The organism is Janthinobacterium sp. 61, assembly GCF_002846335.1.
Classification (GTDB): Bacteria; Pseudomonadota; Gammaproteobacteria; order Burkholderiales; family Burkholderiaceae_D; genus Janthinobacterium.
In genome coordinates, this window is the sequence record NZ_PJMQ01000001.1 from 1288057 (window position 1) to 1304791 (window position 16735).

Annotated in this window: 14 protein-coding genes; 7 read left to right on the forward strand and 7 right to left on the reverse strand. The window is 62.9% G+C overall.

The genetic code is table 11. From position 1 onward, the window contains the following. Positions 1-12 precede the first annotated feature (12 nt). The 3 genes from CLU92_RS05970 (at position 13) to CLU92_RS05980 (ending at position 2444) form a co-directional block, all read left to right on the forward strand. Positions 13-1401, forward strand: coding sequence for a tetratricopeptide repeat protein (locus CLU92_RS05970; RefSeq protein ID WP_101484521.1), 1389 nt, complete (start codon positions 13-15; stop codon positions 1399-1401). A 126-nt stretch (positions 1402-1527) separates the two neighbouring features. Continuing rightward, entirely contained in the window at positions 1528-2004 is a 477-nt protein-coding gene (locus CLU92_RS05975) for a DUF4262 domain-containing protein (protein WP_101481148.1), read from the forward strand. Then, positions 2001-2444: a DUF6386 family protein gene (locus CLU92_RS05980; protein ID WP_133991689.1), complete on the forward strand. Its 444-nt coding sequence runs from the start codon at positions 2001-2003 to the stop codon at positions 2442-2444. Before CLU92_RS05975 ends, CLU92_RS05980 begins: the two co-directional genes overlap by 4 nt. Positions 2445-2475: 31 nt before the next feature. On the opposite strand, the gene CLU92_RS05985 is transcribed toward CLU92_RS05980, so the two are convergent. Further along, positions 2476-4263 (reverse strand): GGDEF domain-containing protein, encoded by a 1788-nt coding sequence (locus tag CLU92_RS05985; protein WP_101484522.1) that lies wholly within the window; start codon positions 4261-4263, stop codon positions 2476-2478. Positions 4264-4679: 416 nt separating this feature from the next. Here CLU92_RS05985 and CLU92_RS05990 point away from each other — a divergent pair, with 416 nt between their 5' ends. After that, positions 4680-6869, forward strand: coding sequence for a prolyl oligopeptidase family protein (locus tag CLU92_RS05990; RefSeq protein WP_208327726.1), 2190 nt, complete (start codon positions 4680-4682; stop codon positions 6867-6869). A 75-nt stretch (positions 6870-6944) separates the two neighbouring features. Here CLU92_RS05990 and CLU92_RS05995 read toward each other — a convergent pair whose 3' ends face one another. The 6 genes from CLU92_RS05995 to CLU92_RS06020 form a co-directional block, all read right to left on the reverse strand. Next, on the reverse strand, positions 6945-7844 hold the full coding sequence (locus tag CLU92_RS05995; protein WP_101481150.1) for an STM4011 family radical SAM protein: 900 nt from the start codon (positions 7842-7844) through the stop codon (positions 6945-6947). After that, on the reverse strand, positions 7838-9217 hold the full coding sequence (locus tag CLU92_RS06000) for an STM4012 family radical SAM protein (protein ID WP_208327725.1): 1380 nt from the start codon (positions 9215-9217) through the stop codon (positions 7838-7840). The genes CLU92_RS05995 and CLU92_RS06000 overlap by 7 nt, the downstream gene beginning before the upstream one ends. Further along, positions 9214-10056 carry an STM4013/SEN3800 family hydrolase gene (locus CLU92_RS06005; protein ID WP_101481151.1) on the reverse strand — a complete coding sequence of 281 codons (843 nt, stop codon included), beginning with the start codon at positions 10054-10056 and terminating at the stop codon, positions 9214-9216. The genes CLU92_RS06000 and CLU92_RS06005 overlap by 4 nt, the downstream gene beginning before the upstream one ends. Beyond that, a complete protein-coding gene (locus CLU92_RS06010; RefSeq protein ID WP_101481152.1) occupies positions 10049-11149 on the reverse strand; it encodes an STM4014 family protein in 1101 nt (366 codons plus the stop codon). The genes CLU92_RS06005 and CLU92_RS06010 overlap by 8 nt, the downstream gene beginning before the upstream one ends. 29 nt (positions 11150-11178) lie before the next feature. Further along, positions 11179-12105 (reverse strand): STM4015 family protein, encoded by a 927-nt coding sequence (locus tag CLU92_RS06015; RefSeq protein ID WP_101481153.1) that lies wholly within the window; start codon positions 12103-12105, stop codon positions 11179-11181. A gap of 91 nt (positions 12106-12196) precedes the next feature. Further along, a complete protein-coding gene (locus CLU92_RS06020) occupies positions 12197-12772 on the reverse strand; it encodes a helix-turn-helix domain-containing protein (protein WP_071323776.1) in 576 nt (191 codons plus the stop codon). Between the two features lie 220 nt (positions 12773-12992). Here CLU92_RS06020 and kbl point away from each other — a divergent pair, with 220 nt between their 5' ends. Genes kbl through CLU92_RS06035 form a run of 3 tightly spaced genes read left to right on the forward strand, consistent with a single transcriptional unit; the run spans position 12993 to position 16651 of the window. Next, complete coding sequence (kbl, locus tag CLU92_RS06025) at positions 12993-14216, forward strand: glycine C-acetyltransferase (protein WP_101481154.1); 1224 nt, start codon at positions 12993-12995, stop codon at positions 14214-14216. A gap of 20 nt (positions 14217-14236) precedes the next feature. Next, the gene (locus CLU92_RS06030; protein ID WP_101481155.1) at positions 14237-15202 is read left to right on the forward strand and encodes an NAD-dependent epimerase/dehydratase family protein; all 966 of its coding nucleotides are present in this window, start codon (positions 14237-14239) and stop codon (positions 15200-15202) included. A 48-nt stretch (positions 15203-15250) separates the two neighbouring features. Continuing rightward, positions 15251-16651, forward strand: a complete 1401-nt coding sequence (locus tag CLU92_RS06035; RefSeq protein WP_101481156.1) for an L-serine ammonia-lyase — start codon at positions 15251-15253, stop codon at positions 16649-16651. The last annotated feature ends 84 nt before the right edge of the window (positions 16652-16735 follow it).

Here is a 16735-nt window from a genome sequence, read left to right on the forward strand (position 1 = left end):
GTGGGGGCGCACATGGACAAGCACCATACTGCCAGAGATAGCCATCAGGCGTATATCTGGTTCCGCACGGCTGCCGAGCAGGGCAATGCCTATGCCCAGTTCAACCTGGGATTGCTGTACAGGAAGGGCGAAGGCGTGGCGCAGGACGACGCGCGCGCCTTTGTCTGGCTACGCCTGGCCGCGCTGCAAGGGCTGGCTTATGCGCAGAACCACCTGGGCGCCCTGTATTACCACGGCCGCGGCGTGGCGCAGAGCGACGAGGACGCCGTTCTGTGGTTTCGCCGCGCGGCCGCCCAGGGCGATGCTTCGGCCCAGCATAACCTGGGACAGATGTACCGCAAGGGGCGGGGCGTGCTGCAGAGCGACGAGCTGGCCCTGGCGTGGTTTTACCGCGCCTCGGAGCAGGGCGTGGCCAGTGCGCAATCGCTGCTGGGTGTAGCGTATGCCCGAGGGCTGGGAGCGCAAAAGAACGATGCGCTTGCCCTGGCCTGGTTCCGCAAGGCAGCCTTGCAGGGCGATGCGCAGGCGCAGCTGAACCTGGGGTTCGTCTACAAGCGCGGCCAGGGCGTGGCGCAAAACGATGCGCAGGCGCTGTCCTGGTTCCGCCAGGCCGCTGCCCAGGGCTTGGCCGTGGCCCAGCGGCAACTGGGCGTGGCGTATGCGGAAGGCCTGGGCGTGGCCCCCGATCAGCGGCGTGCCTATGCCTGGCTGCAGCGTGCAGCCGAGCAGGATGATGCCGAAGCCCAGTTCAACCTGGGTCTGATGCTGGCGCGCGGCCGGGGCGTGGAGCAGGACGAGGCGCGCGCCCTTGCCTGGTACCGGCGCGCTGCCCTGCAGGGCCATGGCATGGCGCAATACAATCTGGGCGGCATGTATGCGGGCGGGCGCGGCATCGCCCGCGACTTGCGCCAGGCGCTGGACTGGTATGCCAGGGCGGCTGCCCAGGGCGCGTCGAATGCGCAGTTCAACCTGGGCGTGATGTATGCCAATGGCCAGGGCGTGGAACGCGACGAAGTCTGTGCCGTGCGCTGGTATCGCACGGCCGCCGAGCAGGGCGATGCCAGCGCGCAAAACAACCTGGGCGTCATGTATGCGAATGGCCATGGCGTGCCGCAAGATGACAGCCTGGCCGTGCAATGGTATGCGCGCGCGGCCAGCCAGGGCCTTGCGCTGGCCCAGTACAACCTGGGTTGCATGTATAACAGCGGGCGCGGCGTGGAGAAGGACTTGCCGTGCGGTTACATGTGGCTGGCGCTTGCGGCCGAGGGTGGCGATAGTGGGGCGGCCAGGGCCAGGGAAGCGGCGGCCGCCAGCCTGGAACCGGCACAGTTGGAAGAGGCGCAGCAGCGCTTGCGGCAATGGCAGCAGGGGCGTTACCCGCCGTCGCCGTCGCCTGACTGAAGCGCGGCCACTGTGCGCGCACGCACGCGCACTGCATGCGATAATTGCTCACCGGCATGTCGCGCCGCATTGAGGCAATGCGCGCATGCGTGCGGCGCAGATTTTTGGCATAGTGAAAGGTGGAACATGGTAAGGCAGGCAGGCGAGGATGCATCCGAGCAAAAAGTCATCGACGACATCGCCACGCATGGCTGGCATGGCGTCCATATCAGTGCTGATGAAGAAGGTCCCGGCTATGCCTTCACCATAGGGGCTGGCCACAGCTTTGGCCAGCCCGAATTTCTCATCATGGGCTTGCCGCGCGCCATGGCCCATCAGATACTTGACCTGGCGCTGGATGCCGTGCGCAGCGGCGCCATCACGGATTTCGCGGCCACCACGGACGTCTTGCTGGAAGGCCATCAGTGCGCCTTCGTGCGCGTGCCCGTCGAGCAATACCGCAACTATGTGGGCTATGCGCGCTGGTACTACCAGGGCGACGATTTTACCTTGTACCAGATCGTCTGGCCGTCGCGTGATGGCCATTTCCCGTGGCAGGCGCAGGCCAGTGCGCAATATGTGGATAGCCAGCCCCTGCTGGGACCGGCGCCGCTGGCGGCATGACGGCAGGGACGACGGCCAGGGTTTGTACCGATACGGCTACCCTGTGCGTGTTCGACCCGGCGCTCTTGCGTCACAAGCTGGACGATGACTGCGACTGGTGGAGCATCCCCGGCGCGGAACTGGCGGCCGTGAATGCGGGCCAGGTGGCTTTTTTTAACGTGAGCGGCGACGGCGCGTATGACCTGGTAGTGCACGCAGAACTTGCCGAGCCGCACGTGAGCGTGCATCTGGCCGTGGTCTCGGGCCGCGTCTTCATCGGTGCCGGGGAAGACGTCACGGGCGGCGGCCTGGAACCGGACACGGCATTTGGCGGCCTGTTCGTGGACGTGCCCGTGGGCGGCTGCCGCGTGCAGGCGCGCCGCGATGGCGACTTGATCAGCCTGGCATTCGTGCCCGATGCGCGCAGCAGCAATGCATTTGGCGACCTCGTGCGTATCTGATCCCCATTCATTCTCTTGCTATCGACCCTGGCTAGGCATCCAGGCGCGCCACGCCCGCACCTTGCCGCCGGTCCAGGAACAGGCTGTTGCCGTGGATTTTTTTCGCCTGCTTCTTTGCTTCGGCCGCCTGCGTGGCAATCTGATGGTGGGTGTAGTACTGGTGCGCCTCGACCTTGATGACGCCCAGGGATAAGCTGATCAATGAATAAAACACTTTCTTGCCCTGCCGGTCTTCGCTGATGTAGCCGCCCCGTTCGCAGTCGCTTGTGCTGTAATAGGCGAGAATGGCGGCGGCAAAGCGCTCCAGGATGGCCTGGCAGCGCGTTTCCCAGTCTTCGCTCTGGAACAGAATCATGAAATCGTCGCCGCCGATGTGGCCGATGAAGTCGCGGTTCGGGTCGCAATGGCTGCTGAGGATTTCCCCCGTCAGCTGGATCACGTCGTCACCCTTGCGGTAGCCGTATACATCGTTGAAGGGCTTGAAGTGGTCGAGGTCGCAATAGCAGACCCAGAAACGGGCACCGCTGTGCAGCAGGCGGTCGATATGCTCGTTAATGGGCACGTTGCCGGGCAGTTGCGTCAGCGGGTTGGCGTAACGCGCTGCATTGATCTGCATCTGCGTGATTTCGCGCATCAGGTCGTGGCCCGTGCCCATGCCCAGGTAGCGGCCCTCTTCGGTGATGATGAAGCCGTTGAACAGATGGTGGGCATCGGACTGCACCATGGTGTAGCTGAGTTCCTGCAAGCTCGTCTCGTGATCGGCAATCAGGGGCGTGGCATCCATGAACAGGCTGCATGATTTCTTGCCATACAGTTCGCGCTGGTAGGGACGGGCGAAGTGGTCGATCATCTCGAAGCGGCTGATCAGGCCCAGCGGCACGCCGTCATCGACGACGGGGATGATCATCAACTTCGGTTCTTTCAGGAAGATATCGTATACCTCGTTATTATTGCGCTGCGGCGAGACGGCCGCCACCCGGTGCAGCAGCTTGCGGATGCTGGAGCCGTTCTTTTCCAAGCTGCTGCGCTGCGGATACACGGCCACGCCGTTGCGCCCCAGCGCCTGCACCACTTCGGCCGGCAGCGCGCGAGCCGGCACCGCGTTGGGCCGTCCCAGGTGATAGCCTTGCCCGAAGGCCACGCCCAAGTCGCGCAAGACCAGCAATTCCGTCTGCGCCTCGATGCCTTCGGCAATGACCAGGGTGCCCGATTTTTCCGCGATTTCCTGGATCGAGCGCACGAACTGCAGTTTCACGGGATCATGATTGATGCCCTGGATGAAATGCATGTCGATTTTTACGTATTCCGGGCGCAGTTCCGACCACAGGCGCAAGCTGGAAAAGCCTTCGCCCAGGTCGTCGATGGCGATCTGGAAACCCATATTGCGGTAATGTAGCACCGCTTCGCGCATCAGCTCGTAATCGTAGGTGGGTTGGTTTTCCGTCAGCTCGATGATGACACGGTCCGGATTGATGCCGATGTGCTCGATGTATTCCAGCGTTTCGCCATGGCGGGCATTGCGTAGCAGCAGGCATTCGGGGCTGACATTGAGAAACAGCTTGCCCGGTAGCTGCAGTTCGGCAAAGCGTTCGAGCACCACTTGGCGGCACAAGTGTTCCACTTCCAGGGTCAGGTCATGCGCGCGCGCCACCTTGAACAGATTCATCGGCGCGTGCAGGGGGCTGTCGGACGGTCCCCGTATCAAGCCTTCGTAGCCGATGATGTCGCCGCTGTGCATGTGGATGATGGGCTGGAACAGTGCGCTGAGTTTGCGGCCCGCCAGGATCTCGTGCAAGGCATCCGTTCCTTCGATGGGCATGGGGGCCGATGGCGGCTTCAGGTAAGCCACATTCGATGGCATCGCGCCGGGCGGCGCGGCGGTGGTGGAAGGGAGGGCGAGAGTGTGCATAGGAGGATGTGGCGGCACGGCCTCTGGACGGGCCATGAACATGTTGCCTATAGTAAAGAAGATTTATGACAGCTTGATGAAACGTATTAGCTTTTGATAATGTTTCTTTCCTACCTGTCAGTTTGCCGATTCTCCCCAAAAACGTGATTTACCACGGCGTTTACTGTGGAAGTCCCAAACAAAAAACGGCAAATCCCGCAGATAACTGTGCTTTAAAAGTGGCAATCCGCGCTATGATTTCTCTTGGCGAAAGTCAACATGGGCAGCCGCCACGCGTGTTTGCGCGGCCTGCTTTCCTCGACATCCAACAATGAGACAAACAACCCATGCAATTACGTAGTGCAACCCTCATATTCAGCTTGCTGGCCGCTTTCGGTGGCAATGCCATGGCACAGTCCGCACCAGCATGCCCGGCAGGCGACGGCGCTCCCGTGACGTATCCGCTCAGCAAAAAAGTCGACCAGCAAGACAGCTATTTCGGCACCACCATCGCCGATCCGTACCGCTGGCTGGAAGACGCCAACAGTGCGGAAACGGGCGAATGGGTCACGGCGCAAAACAAGCTGACGCAGTCGTACCTGGGCACCATTCCCGAGCGCGCCGCGATCAAGCAGCGCCTGACCAAGCTGTGGAATTATGAGCGTTTCTCTACGCCAACGAAGCAGGGCGGCCGCTACTTCTACAGCCGCAACGACGGCTTGCAGAACCAGGCCGTGCTTTACACGGTGAAAAAACTGACGGACGAACCGCGCCTGCTGCTGGATCCGAACACCCTGTCCACCGATGGCACGGTGGCGCTGGCCGGCACCTCGATCAGCCCGAACGGCAAATACCTGGCCTATGCCACATCCGCTTCCGGTTCCGACTGGAACGAGTGGAAAGTGCGCGACATCGAATCGGGCAAGGATTTGACGGACCACATCAAATGGGCCAAGTTCTCGGGTGCCTCGTGGACCAAGGACAACAAGGGTTTCTTCTATAGCCGCTATGACGCGCCGAATGAAGCAACCAAGCTGGCTGATATCAATTACTTCCAGAAATTGTATTTCCACAAGATCGGTACGCCGCAAAGCGACGACGTGCTGGTCTTCGACCGTCCCGACCAGAAAGAATGGGCGTTTGGCGGCAGCACCGTCAGCGATGACGGCAATTATTTGATCATCACGGCCACGCAGGGCACGGAACGCAAGAACCGTGTCTTCTACAAGGATTTGCGCCAAAAGAACGCCAAGGTGGTGGGCTTGCTGGAAGCGTTCGACGCTTCCTACTCCTTCATCGACAACGACGGCCCCGTGTTCTTCTTCAAGACGGACAACAATGCGCCGAAATCGCGCGTAATCGCCATCGATACGCGCAAACCTGCGCCTGCCGACTGGAAAGAAGTCGTGCCGCAAAGCGCGGAAACCCTGGTTGCCGTCAACCTGATCAACAATCAGCTGGTGCTCGATTACCTGAAAGATGCGCAAACGCAAATCAAGATCGTCGACCTGAACGGCAAGCTGGTGCGCGAAGTGGCCTTGCCGGGCATCGGTTCGGCGGGAGGCTTTGCCGGTAAACGTAGCGACACGGAAACGTTCTACTCGTTTACCAGTTTTACGACGCCAGCGACCATCTACCGCTACGACATGAAGTCGGGCAAAAGTACGGTGTACCGCCAGCCGAAGGTCGATTTCGACCCGAATGCCTTTGAAACGCGCCAGCAATTCTTTACCAGCCGCGACGGCACCAAGGTGCCGATGTTCATCGTCTCGAAAAAAGGCATGAAGCTCGATGGCACGAACCCGACCTATCTGTACGGCTATGGCGGCTTCAATATTTCGCTCACGCCTAGCTTCTCCGTGGCGAATCTTGCCTGGGTGGAAATGGGCGGCGTCTACGTGATGGCCAACCTGCGCGGCGGCGGCGAATACGGCGAAGCCTGGCACCAGGCTGGCACCAAGCTGAACAAGCAAAACGTGTTCGACGATTTTATCGGCGCGGCGCAATGGCTGGTGGACAACAAGGTTACCTCGCCATCGAAACTGGCGATCGGCGGCGGCAGCAATGGCGGCCTGCTGGTGGGCGCGGCCATGACGCAGCGTCCGGACCTGTTCGCTGCAGCCATCCCGCAAGTGGGCGTGCTTGACATGTTGCGTTTCCACAAGTTCACCGTGGGCTGGGGCTGGGTGCCTGACTACGGTTCGTCGGACGACGCAGAGCAGTTCAAGGCGCTGGTGAAATACTCGCCATTGCACAACCTGAAGGCGGGCGGCTGCTATCCGGCCACCATGATCACCACGGCCGACCACGACGACCGCGTCGTGCCAGCCCACAGCTTCAAGTTCGCCGCTGCTGCCCAGGCGGCGCAAGGTGGCCCGGCACCCGTGCTGATCCGCATCGACAGCAAGGCGGGCCATGGCGCCGGCAAGCCGACGACCAAGCAGATCGAAGAAGTGGCTGACCGCTGGGGCTTCCTCAGCCGTTCGCTGAAGATGACGCCGGTAGTGGCGGAGCCGGCCAAGGTAGCGGCGCAGTAAAACACGGCAGGTCGGATTAGCGCGGCATCGCCGTGCGTAATCCGACACCACCTGTCATGTCAGCACGATGTCGGATTACGCGGGGCTTTTCGCCCCGCTAATTCGACCTACAGTCACAATCCTCGCCAGCACACCCTCCCCAAACAAGGCCTGAAACGGCAAATCCTTGCGCTGCGCATAGCCGATATAGCAATCGCACTTGAAGCGGGGGCAGGGCCGTTCCTGCAGCATGTCCTCCAGTTCATCCGCATACAAATTCCCCAGCCGCTCGGGCACGAAGTGGCAGCGCGCCAGTTCGCCAGCGCCATCGACGGACAGCGACGCTTCGCCCGCCAGGCAAGGTTTGCCGCGTGAGGGAGACGGGCGGCGGTTTTGCGCGAACCACGGGTCGACGCCATCGAGCCAGGCCAGGTCTTGCTCGCTGTAGTAGCCGGGGCCACGGCGGTCATACGCGTTCAGCCACAGGTAGACGTGGGCGGGCAGGGCCGTGCGCAGGGCGCGGATGGCATCCAGGTGTTCATTCATTGCCACGACGCCCACGGAGTAGCGCACGCCCATGGCGTCCAGGCGCGCGCAGCGTGCGAGAAAACGGGCCAGTGTCGTCTGGTCCGGATGGTAGGTGCACCACAGGCCGATCTTTTCCAGCCCGTCCATGTTCTCCAGCCAGCCCAATGGGCCGGACAGATTCGTCTGCAGCGCCACCTGGCGCACGTGCGGCAGCGTTGCCAGGGTTTGCATGGCCGTACGGTAGTGGCGCCGCACCAGCGCTTCGCCCCAGGGCGTGAACAGGACACTGATGTTCCGGTTTTGCGCCGCCACCCAGCTGGTGAAGCGTGCCACTTCGCGCGCATCGCGGGCCAGCGCAGCGCGGCTGTCGCGTTTTTTGGCAAACGGGCAGTAGCCGCAGGCGTAATTGCAGCTCGATAGCGTGCCCCGGTACAGCAGGGACAGCGTTGCTGCCGGCGCTGTCAGCACGCCTGGCCGCCTTCGGCCATCAGCGCCCGCACCGTATCGGACGCCAGCCAGGGGCCGATGGTATCGGCGTAGCTGTAGCCCCGCTCATTCAGGCGCAGCAGCGGGCCATCCTCTTGCACCAGGGCCAAGGAGTGCAGCTCGGCCAGTTGCGGCAAGTCTTCTTCGCAGCGCGTGCCGAAGCGCGCCATGTAGGTGTCGCGGTCCAGGCCCGGTTCGGTCAGCAGCGACTGGATCACGTAGCGGCGGCGCTGTTCTGCTTCATCAAGCTGGTAGCCGTGTTCTGCCTGCGCGAAGCGCGCTTCATCGAGCGCCAGATACTGTTCGATGATGTTGATGGTGTCCGTGCGCGCCACTGCGTACTCGCTCGAATAATGGAGGTTGGCCGTGTAGGAGCGGGCGCCCGCGCCCAGGCCCACCATGCCATCGTTCTGGCAGCAGTACGATGGCCCGTTTTGTTCCGGCGCATGGGGCGCGCGGAACATGCGCATCGAGACCTGCTCGTAGCCTTGCGCGCGCAAATGGTCGCGCGCGGCCGCGTACAGGGCCAAACGGCTGTCGCCGTCCTGCGCCAGCATGATGGGATTGAGCGATTGAGCGCCCTGGCGGCGCGCCACCTTGCCGAGGCCCGTCTGCTCGCGCACGTACAGCGGATACAAATAGATTTCCTCGGGCGCGAAGGCCAGCGCGCTGTCGATGGAGGCCAGCAGGCTGGCCACGGTTTGCCCGGCGATGCCGTAGATAAGGTCCAGGTTCAGGGTCGGAAAACCGGCGGCGCGTATCAGGCCGATGGCGTGATGGACGGTGGCGTTTTGCTGCGGCCGGGCCAGCGCGCGCATTTCGCCGGCGGCAAAACTCTGAATGCCCAGGCTGACCCGGTCGATGCCATGCGCGCGGCACACGGCCAGGCGTTCGGTGGTGATGGTTTCTGGCGACGCTTCGATGCCGGCCGGCGTGTGCTGCAGGTCGATGCCGAGGATATCGCGCGCGCCGCGCAGCAAGGTGTCCAGCTGCGCCGGCGACAGATAGGTGGGCGTGCCGCCGCCCAGCGCGAAGCGGGCAAAGCGCCGTTCGCCCAGTGCGCCGGCCAGGGCGCGCATCTGCACCAGCACTTGCTGCACGTAGCGCTCGACCATGTCGCCGCTTGGGCGGGCCATGGCGAACAGGTTGCAAAAGCCGCAGCGCATCTCGCAAAACGGGATGTGGATGTAGGCAAAGAGGGCGGAACGGTCTTGCTGCGCCCACAGTGGCGCGAGGGGCGCCGCCTGCGGCAAGGCGCGGTAGGCTGCCTTGTGCGGATAGGAGTAGGAATACGCCTGGTAGGGCGTGTGGCGCATGCGCTGCGCCAGGGTGCCAGGCTGTTCGGCTGGGTTCACGGTGGGGACTCCTTGGGATGTGTATCGGGGGCGATGAGGAAGTGCGCGTACGGCACGTTCCAGACGCTGTCATGGGCCACCCTGTGGCCCCGGTAACCGTCTTCGCCATACGCGCTGCCGTGATCCGAGCAGACGATGGCAAACGTGGGCGCGCGCGCGGCGCAGGCGGCAAACAGTGGCGCGAGCGCCTGGTCGACATAGCGCAGGGCCGCCGCATGGCTTTCCAGGCAGTCGGCGCGGCAGCCGGGCAGGTAGGCGCGGTTCGGCGTGTGCAGGGCCGCCACGTTGATGAACAAGAAGGTGCGCTGATCGCTGTCCGCCAGGCGGGCTATGGCCAGTGCCACCTGTTTTTGCGTCGAATGGCGGCTGGCCACGCCCATGCCGGCGTTCCAGTGGCTTTCCTGGAACAGCGACGGCAGCACCGTGCCCAGCGCCGTCTGTTTATTAAAGAAACCCACGCCGCCGATGCAGATGGTGCGGTAGCCGCGCGCGGCCAGCGCGGAGGGAAGGTCCGCTTGCTCGAACGCAAACGTGTGCGGCGAGGTGGTTTCGCTGCCCGCGAAGGCGGAAGCGAACAGGCGCGGATGGCGGCCCGGTGCGGCCGGCGTGGGCAAAAAACCCGCGAAGAAGGCCTGGTGCGCCGCATACGTGAAGGTCGCAGGCGAGTGGCGCCGTTCCCAGCCTCCCGGTGGTAAAAAACGCCCCAGCACGGGCAGTTCGCCTGCTTCATGCAGCGCTTGCGCCACGTCAAAGCGCAGGGTGTCGAGCGTGATGAAGACGATGTCGTGGCTGCCGACGATGGCGTGCATGTCAGGGATGGTCGGTGGTTCTTTAGGCATGTTGGCTGAAATGAGAGAGCTGCGCCGTGTACGTATCCGCGTCATGCCACAGCAGGCCGGGCAGCAGGTCGCCAAAGGCATTGGCTTCGAGCACGCGGGCCTGGCCGTTGCTCACGACAAGGTCGTAGCCTGTCACATGGCTGGCGGGGAAGGCGCGCGCCGCTTGAGAGCTTGTGTCCTCCAGTGCGCGCATGTCGGCGTCGTTCAGCAGGCTGGAAGCGTCGCCGCGCCGGTTGTCGAGGTGCAGATTGGTCACCATGTGTTGTCCGATGCGCGCCACGCGGTGCGCGGGTTGGCCGGCTACGGTCACCACGCGCAGGTCGTAATGGCTGTCGCCGCAGCGGGGTTTGTTCAGCCACGCTTCCGCGTACAGTTCCTGCGCGGCCAGCGCATCGACCAGGGCCGCGATGTCGTGTTGCGTCTCGTAGCGCGCCATGCGCTTGACATTGAACAAGCGTGTCTGGCCATCCGCCTGCGATAAGGTGGCCGAGGTGGTGGCTTGCTGCCGCCCGGCCTTGTTCCTGCGGTAGGCGACGACGCCGGACGCGGACGAGCCGTAGCGCGGCTTCAGATACACGCGGTCCAGGTCATGCTGGTGCAGCAGCGACTGCAGGTGCGCGTAGCCGTGCACGGGGCCGAGCAGGGTGGGAATGGCGACGCCATGCGCGGCCAGGTGGCGCTGGCAGGCCAGCTTGTCCGTCATGAGGCGGATGTCGGCCGGCGCATTGACCACGCGCGCCTGCGGCAGCTCGGCCAACTGCGCGGCCAGGGTCGCCATGGCAGACGTAAAACCGGCAAACCAGGCATCCATGGCCAGCAGTTCGCCATGCGCGGGCGCGGCGACCGGCGGACGGTCCAGCAGCCGGCAGCCTGCCTGCAGCAACAGCAAATGGGCGGCGGGATCGTCGCCGGGAGGTTCGATTTTCAATAGGCCGGGATGCGCCAACGCGACATTGAGCAAGGCGGGCTGACTTAGCCAGTCGCGCCATTCCAGCACCTGCGCGGGCGGCAGGCGCAGCTGCGCGCGCGCCGCCTGCATCAGGCGCACGCGCTTGCTGCCAGCGGTCGCCAGCAGGGTGAGATGCGTGTGCAAGGAATGAAACTCCGTTTACTTGACCACGACTACTCGCCCACTGCCACGTAACGGTAGCTTTCACCGTCGTCTTCGTCCGCTTCCTGGGGATCGTCCAGCACCACCTCGAAGGGCAGCGCCTTCAGTTTCGCCTGGTTTTCCTCGGAAATGTAGTGGTGCGACAGGTCCAGGCGCGTCAAGCCGCCCAGCTGCGTGTGATTGAGCACGGCCACGGCGCCCAGGTCGCCGATGGTGCCCAGCGACAGGTCAAGCGTGGCGAGCTGCGCCACCAGCGGTTCTTCCGCCAGCCAGACGGCCAGGTCGTCGGCGATTTCCGCGTCGCGCAGGCCCAGGTAACGCAGGGAGGGCACGGTCAGCTGTGCCAGCACCTTGCGGTACAGGTCGACGTCGCCCGAAAAGCCATAGTCGTCCGTGCCCAGCCACAGTTCCAGGTGCTCCAGCTGCGGCATGCTCGATTGCGCCAGTGCTTCGGCGATCTTTTGATCGAGTCCGCCCGCTTCGATGATGAAGCGACGCAGGTGCTGGTGGGCGAACGGTTCGATGACAAGTTCATTGCCGCCGCGGATACGCAACTCTTCGAGCTGAGGAAAGGCATCCAGCAGGGGCTTGTAGCTGCCTTGCACGATCCACGAGATTTCGCATTCCTCGTACGTCATGTCGCCGATGAACAGGGCGCGCAAGCTGGGCAGTTCGGCGGCGTGGGCGATCAGCGCGGCCATCACCTCGTCGGCGCCCGATTCGTACGGGTCGCCCCACATGCCGATGATCAGCGCTTCGAGCGCATTCTTGTCGGCCTTGCCGAGGAAGCCGGCGATCAGCTCGTCCATCTTGCGCTCGTCGTCGTACTCGAGCGACAAACGGTAGACGATGTCGGGCGAGGCGTCGAACGGCAGGTCCGGGTCGTACTGGACGACTTTCTTGTTGTGGAAGGTGGTGGTGCTGTCGGAAATCGTCATTGCTAAGGCTCCATGAAAGACAGTGAAAATCTTGTCTAATCCAAAATCTTAGCATGGGCGAAAGAGCTTATTGCACACTGCTGAAAAGCAACTATCTATGGATGACCACTAATAAGGCCTTGCCTTCGGTCTTGCCCAGGTTGCGGATGATATGCGGCTGGTCCGCCGGATAGCGTGCCGTACCGCCATTCTTGACCTTTTTCTTTGCCGCGCCCACTTCCAGTTCCAGGTTGCCGTGGATGACCGTCAAATGCTCGGTGGTGCCCGGATCATGCGGCTGCGACGCCAGTTCGCCACCCGGTGCCAGGGTCACTTCATACCATTCATATTTGCCCGCCAGTTCCATCGGCCCCAGGATGCGCAGCACGTAGCCCGCATGGTCGCCGGGCAGGGTGGGGGTTTCGTGGGCGTCCGTGATGCGGATGGTTTCCACGGCTTTTTCCGCGCTGGACAGCAATTCGCCGATCTGCACGCCCAGGGCGTTGGCCAGGCGCCAGGTGATGGCGATGGTGGGATTGGCTTTTTCGCGCTCGATTTGCGACAGCATGGACTTCGAGACGCCCGCGATGCGCGACAAATCCTCGAGTGTCAGGCCGCGCGCCAGGCGCAGCCGTTGCAGGGTGGCACCCACTTCAGGGGGAGAATTGGTCGAAACACTGGTTTTCATCGGCGGGTGGCTTGCAAAGTTCAATAGGCTTGGGTAATATCCACTATATTGAATTTCAGTTCGACATAGTGGATTTTGAGGAAAAACACGGAAACGTGTAGACTTCAAACAGCGCTTCACGGTACAGCAAACTGCGCGCACCGGTCAAGCGGCCGCTCCCCCTATGACGGCTGAGGTCACCCGGCTACCACACATACAACAGGGACACACAAGGATCATCATGAGCGAGCAAGCGAAGAACACCTTTTTCAGCGGTCTGCAACAGAATCTCGATCAATTGCGCCAGCAGGGCTTGTACAAGCCCGAGCGCGTGATCGCCTCGCGCCAGGGCGCTGAAGTGGTGTGCGACGATGGCCGTACCCTGATCAATATGTGTGCGAATAACTATTTGGGCCTGTCCGGCGACCTGCAAACGCAGGAAGCGTCTATTGCCGCTACGCAAAAATACGGTTACGGCCTGTCGTCCGTGCGCTTCATTTGCGGCACGCAAACCGTGCACAAGGAACTGGAACAGGCGATTTCCGCTTTTCTGGGTACCGAGGACACGATTTTGTACGCGGCCGCATTCGATGCCAACGGCGGCGTGTTCGAGCCTCTGTTCGATGAAAACGACGCCATCATCTCGGACGCGCTGAACCACGCCTCCATCATCGACGGCATCCGCCTGTGCAAGGCTGGCCGCTACCGCTATGCGCACAACGACATGGCGGACCTGGAAGTGCAGCTGCAAGCAGCGATTGCCGCCGGCAAGCGCCATAAAGTCATCGTGACGGACGGCGTATTCTCGATGGATGGCACGATTGCGCAACTCGACAAGATCTGCGACCTGGCCGACAAATACGGCGCGCTGGTGATGATCGACGAATGCCACGCCTCCGGCTTCATGGGCGCGACGGGCCGCGGCACGCACGAACACCACAATGTGATGGGCCGCATCGACATCATCACGGGCACCCTGGGCAAGGCACTGGGCGGCGCCATGGGTGGCTTTACCTCGGCGCGCAAGGAAGTCATCGACACGCTGCGCCAGAAATCGCGCCCGTACCTGTTCTCGAATACCCTGGCGCCATCGATCGCAGGCGCCTCGCTGTCGGTGCTGGAGCGTCTGGCCAAGTCGACCGAGCTGCGCGACCGCCTGCATGAAAACACGGCTTTCTTCCGCAGCGAGATCGAGCGCATCGGCTTCACCATCAAGCCGGGCACGCATCCGGTGGTTCCCGTGATGCTGTTCGACGCCCCCGTGGCGCAGAAGTTCGCCGCCCGCCTGTATGAACTGGGCGTGCTGGTGACGGGTTTCTTCTACCCGGTCGTGCCGATGGGCCAGGCCCGTGTCCGCGTGCAACTGTCGGCTGCCCATACCCGTGAACAGCTGGTGCAAGTGCTGGCCGCCTTCGAGCAGGCCGGCAAGGAACTCGGTCTGCTGACCACTACCACTACCAATTAACAAGAACCCAGGAAAATAGCATGGAACGCATCTTAGTCATAGGCGCAAACGGCCAAATCGGTAGTGAGTTGGTGGGCGCGCTGGCGCAGCAGCACGGCGCGGACAACGTCATCGCCAGCGACATCGGCACGAACAACCTTTACCAGGCCAAGCGCTATGCCCAGCTGAACGTGCTGGACAAGGACGGCCTGGCGAAAATCATCGCCGACGAAGGCATCACCCAGGTATACCAGCTGGCGGCCATGCTGTCGGCCACGGGCGAGGCGGCGCCATTGAAAGCGTGGAGCCTGAACATGGATGGCTTGCTCAATATCCTGGAACTGGCGCGCGAGCGGGGCGAAGCGGGCAAGCCGCTGCGCATCTTCTGGCCATCGTCGATTGCCGCATTTGGCCCGAACACGCCGCAGGTCAATACGCCGCAAATGACGGTGATGGACCCGACGTCGATGTACGGCATCAGCAAGCTGGCCGGCGAACGCCTGTGCGAGTACTACTTCAACAAGTATGGCGTGGACGTGCGCAGCATCCGCTACCCTGGCATCATCAGCTATAAATCGCCTCCGGGCGGCGGCACCACAGATTACGCCATCGCCATCTTCCATGCGGCCTTGCGCGGCGAACGCTACGACTGCTTCCTCGATGCGAACACCACCTTGCCGATGATTTACATGCCCGACGCCATCCGTGCCACCATCGAACTGATGGACGCGCCGGCTGCATCGATCCAGATCCGTTCGTCCTACAATGTGGCCGGCGTGTCGTTCAATCCCGAGCAACTGGCGAAAGCCATCGTGCACATGGTGCCGGACTTCAAGATCAGCTACAAGCCGGACAGCCGTCAGGCCATCGCCGACAGCTGGCCGCAAAGCCTGGACGACAGCAAGGCCAGTGCCGACTGGGGCTGGAAGGCGCAGATCGGCGTCGAGCAGATGGTCACTGACATGCTGGCCAATGTCGATGCAGGGCAGCCGGCCAAGGCAGCCTGAGTCCCACACAAGCATTCATAAAAACATACTAATATAAAGAGACACTACATGGATATGAGCGTATTTGACCTGTTCAAGATCGGCATTGGGCCGTCGAGTTCCCATACTGTGGGGCCGATGGCGGCGGCGCGGCGTTTTCTGGTCGAATACGGTCCGCTGGACCAGGTAGTGGGCGTCGAGGCGGCCCTGTATGGCTCGCTGGCGCTGACGGGTGTGGGCCATGCGACGGACAAGGCCGTCATTCTGGGTTTGATGGGTGAAACGCCGCAAGACGTCGCGCCCGATGCGGTCGACAGCAAGCTGGCCGCCATCGAGTCGGCCGGTGAAATCGCGCTGCTGGGCACGCATGTAGTGCCGTTTACGGCGGCCACAGGCTTGATCTGGCACAAGAGCGAGTCCCTGCCCGAGCACCCGAACGGCATGCGCTTTACCTTGAAACTGGCGGACGGCAGCCGTGTCGACAAGGTGTATTACTCGATCGGCGGCGGTTTTATCCGCGAAGCGGGCGAGGCGCAGGCCGAAGCGGCCGTGGAGTCGGCCGCCAGCGCCAGAGTTGTGTTTCCGTTCGACACCATGGAGCAGTTGCTGGCGCATGGCGTGGAAAGCGGCCTGTCGATTCCGGAAATGCTGCGCGCCAACGAGTGCGTCAAGCGCAGCGACGAAGAATTGAATGCTGGGCTGGACCGCATCTGGCAGGTCATGCGCGACTGCATCGCGCACGGCCTGGAAACGACGGGTAACCTGCCGGGCGGCTTGAACGTCAAGCGCCGCGCCGCCAAACTATGGCGTCTGGCGCAAGAGGCGAAGGCGTCCGACAACCGCGCCAACGACTTGCCGCACGACGCCGTGCACCTGGTCAGCCTGTACGCGATGGCTGTCAACGAAGAAAACGCTGCCGGCGGGCGCGTGGTGACGGCGCCGACCAACGGCGCCGCCGGCATCATCCCGGCCGTGTTGCGCTATTACGCGCAGGATTGCCGCCCCAGCGACCCCGTGGGCGGCGTGCGCCGCTTCATGCTGACGGCAGCGGCCATTGGCATGTTGTGCAAACGCAATGCCTCGATCTCGGGCGCCGAAGTGGGTTGCCAGGGCGAAGTGGGCGTGGCCTGCGCCATGGCGGCTGCCGGCCTGGTGGCGGCCCTGGGCGGCACGAACGAACAAATCGAAAACGCGGCCGAAATCGGCATCGAGCACCACCTGGGCATGACCTGCGATCCTATCGGCGGCCTGGTGCAGATTCCCTGCATCGAGCGCAACGGCATGGGCGCCGTGAAAGCGATTACGGCCGCCTCGCTGGCGCTGAAGGGCGACGGCACGCATTTCGTCAGCCTCGACGAAGTCATCGAAACCATGCGCCAGACAGGCGCGGATATGCAGGACAAGTACAAGGAAACGTCGCTGGGCGGCTTGGCCATTCACGTCATTACGGTGAACCACGCCGCTTGTTGATGCGCTGGCGGTGGTGTCGGATTACGCGCGCAGCGCTAATCCGACCTCCGATACGCCACGGTCGGCGTAGGTCGGCTTAGCCCG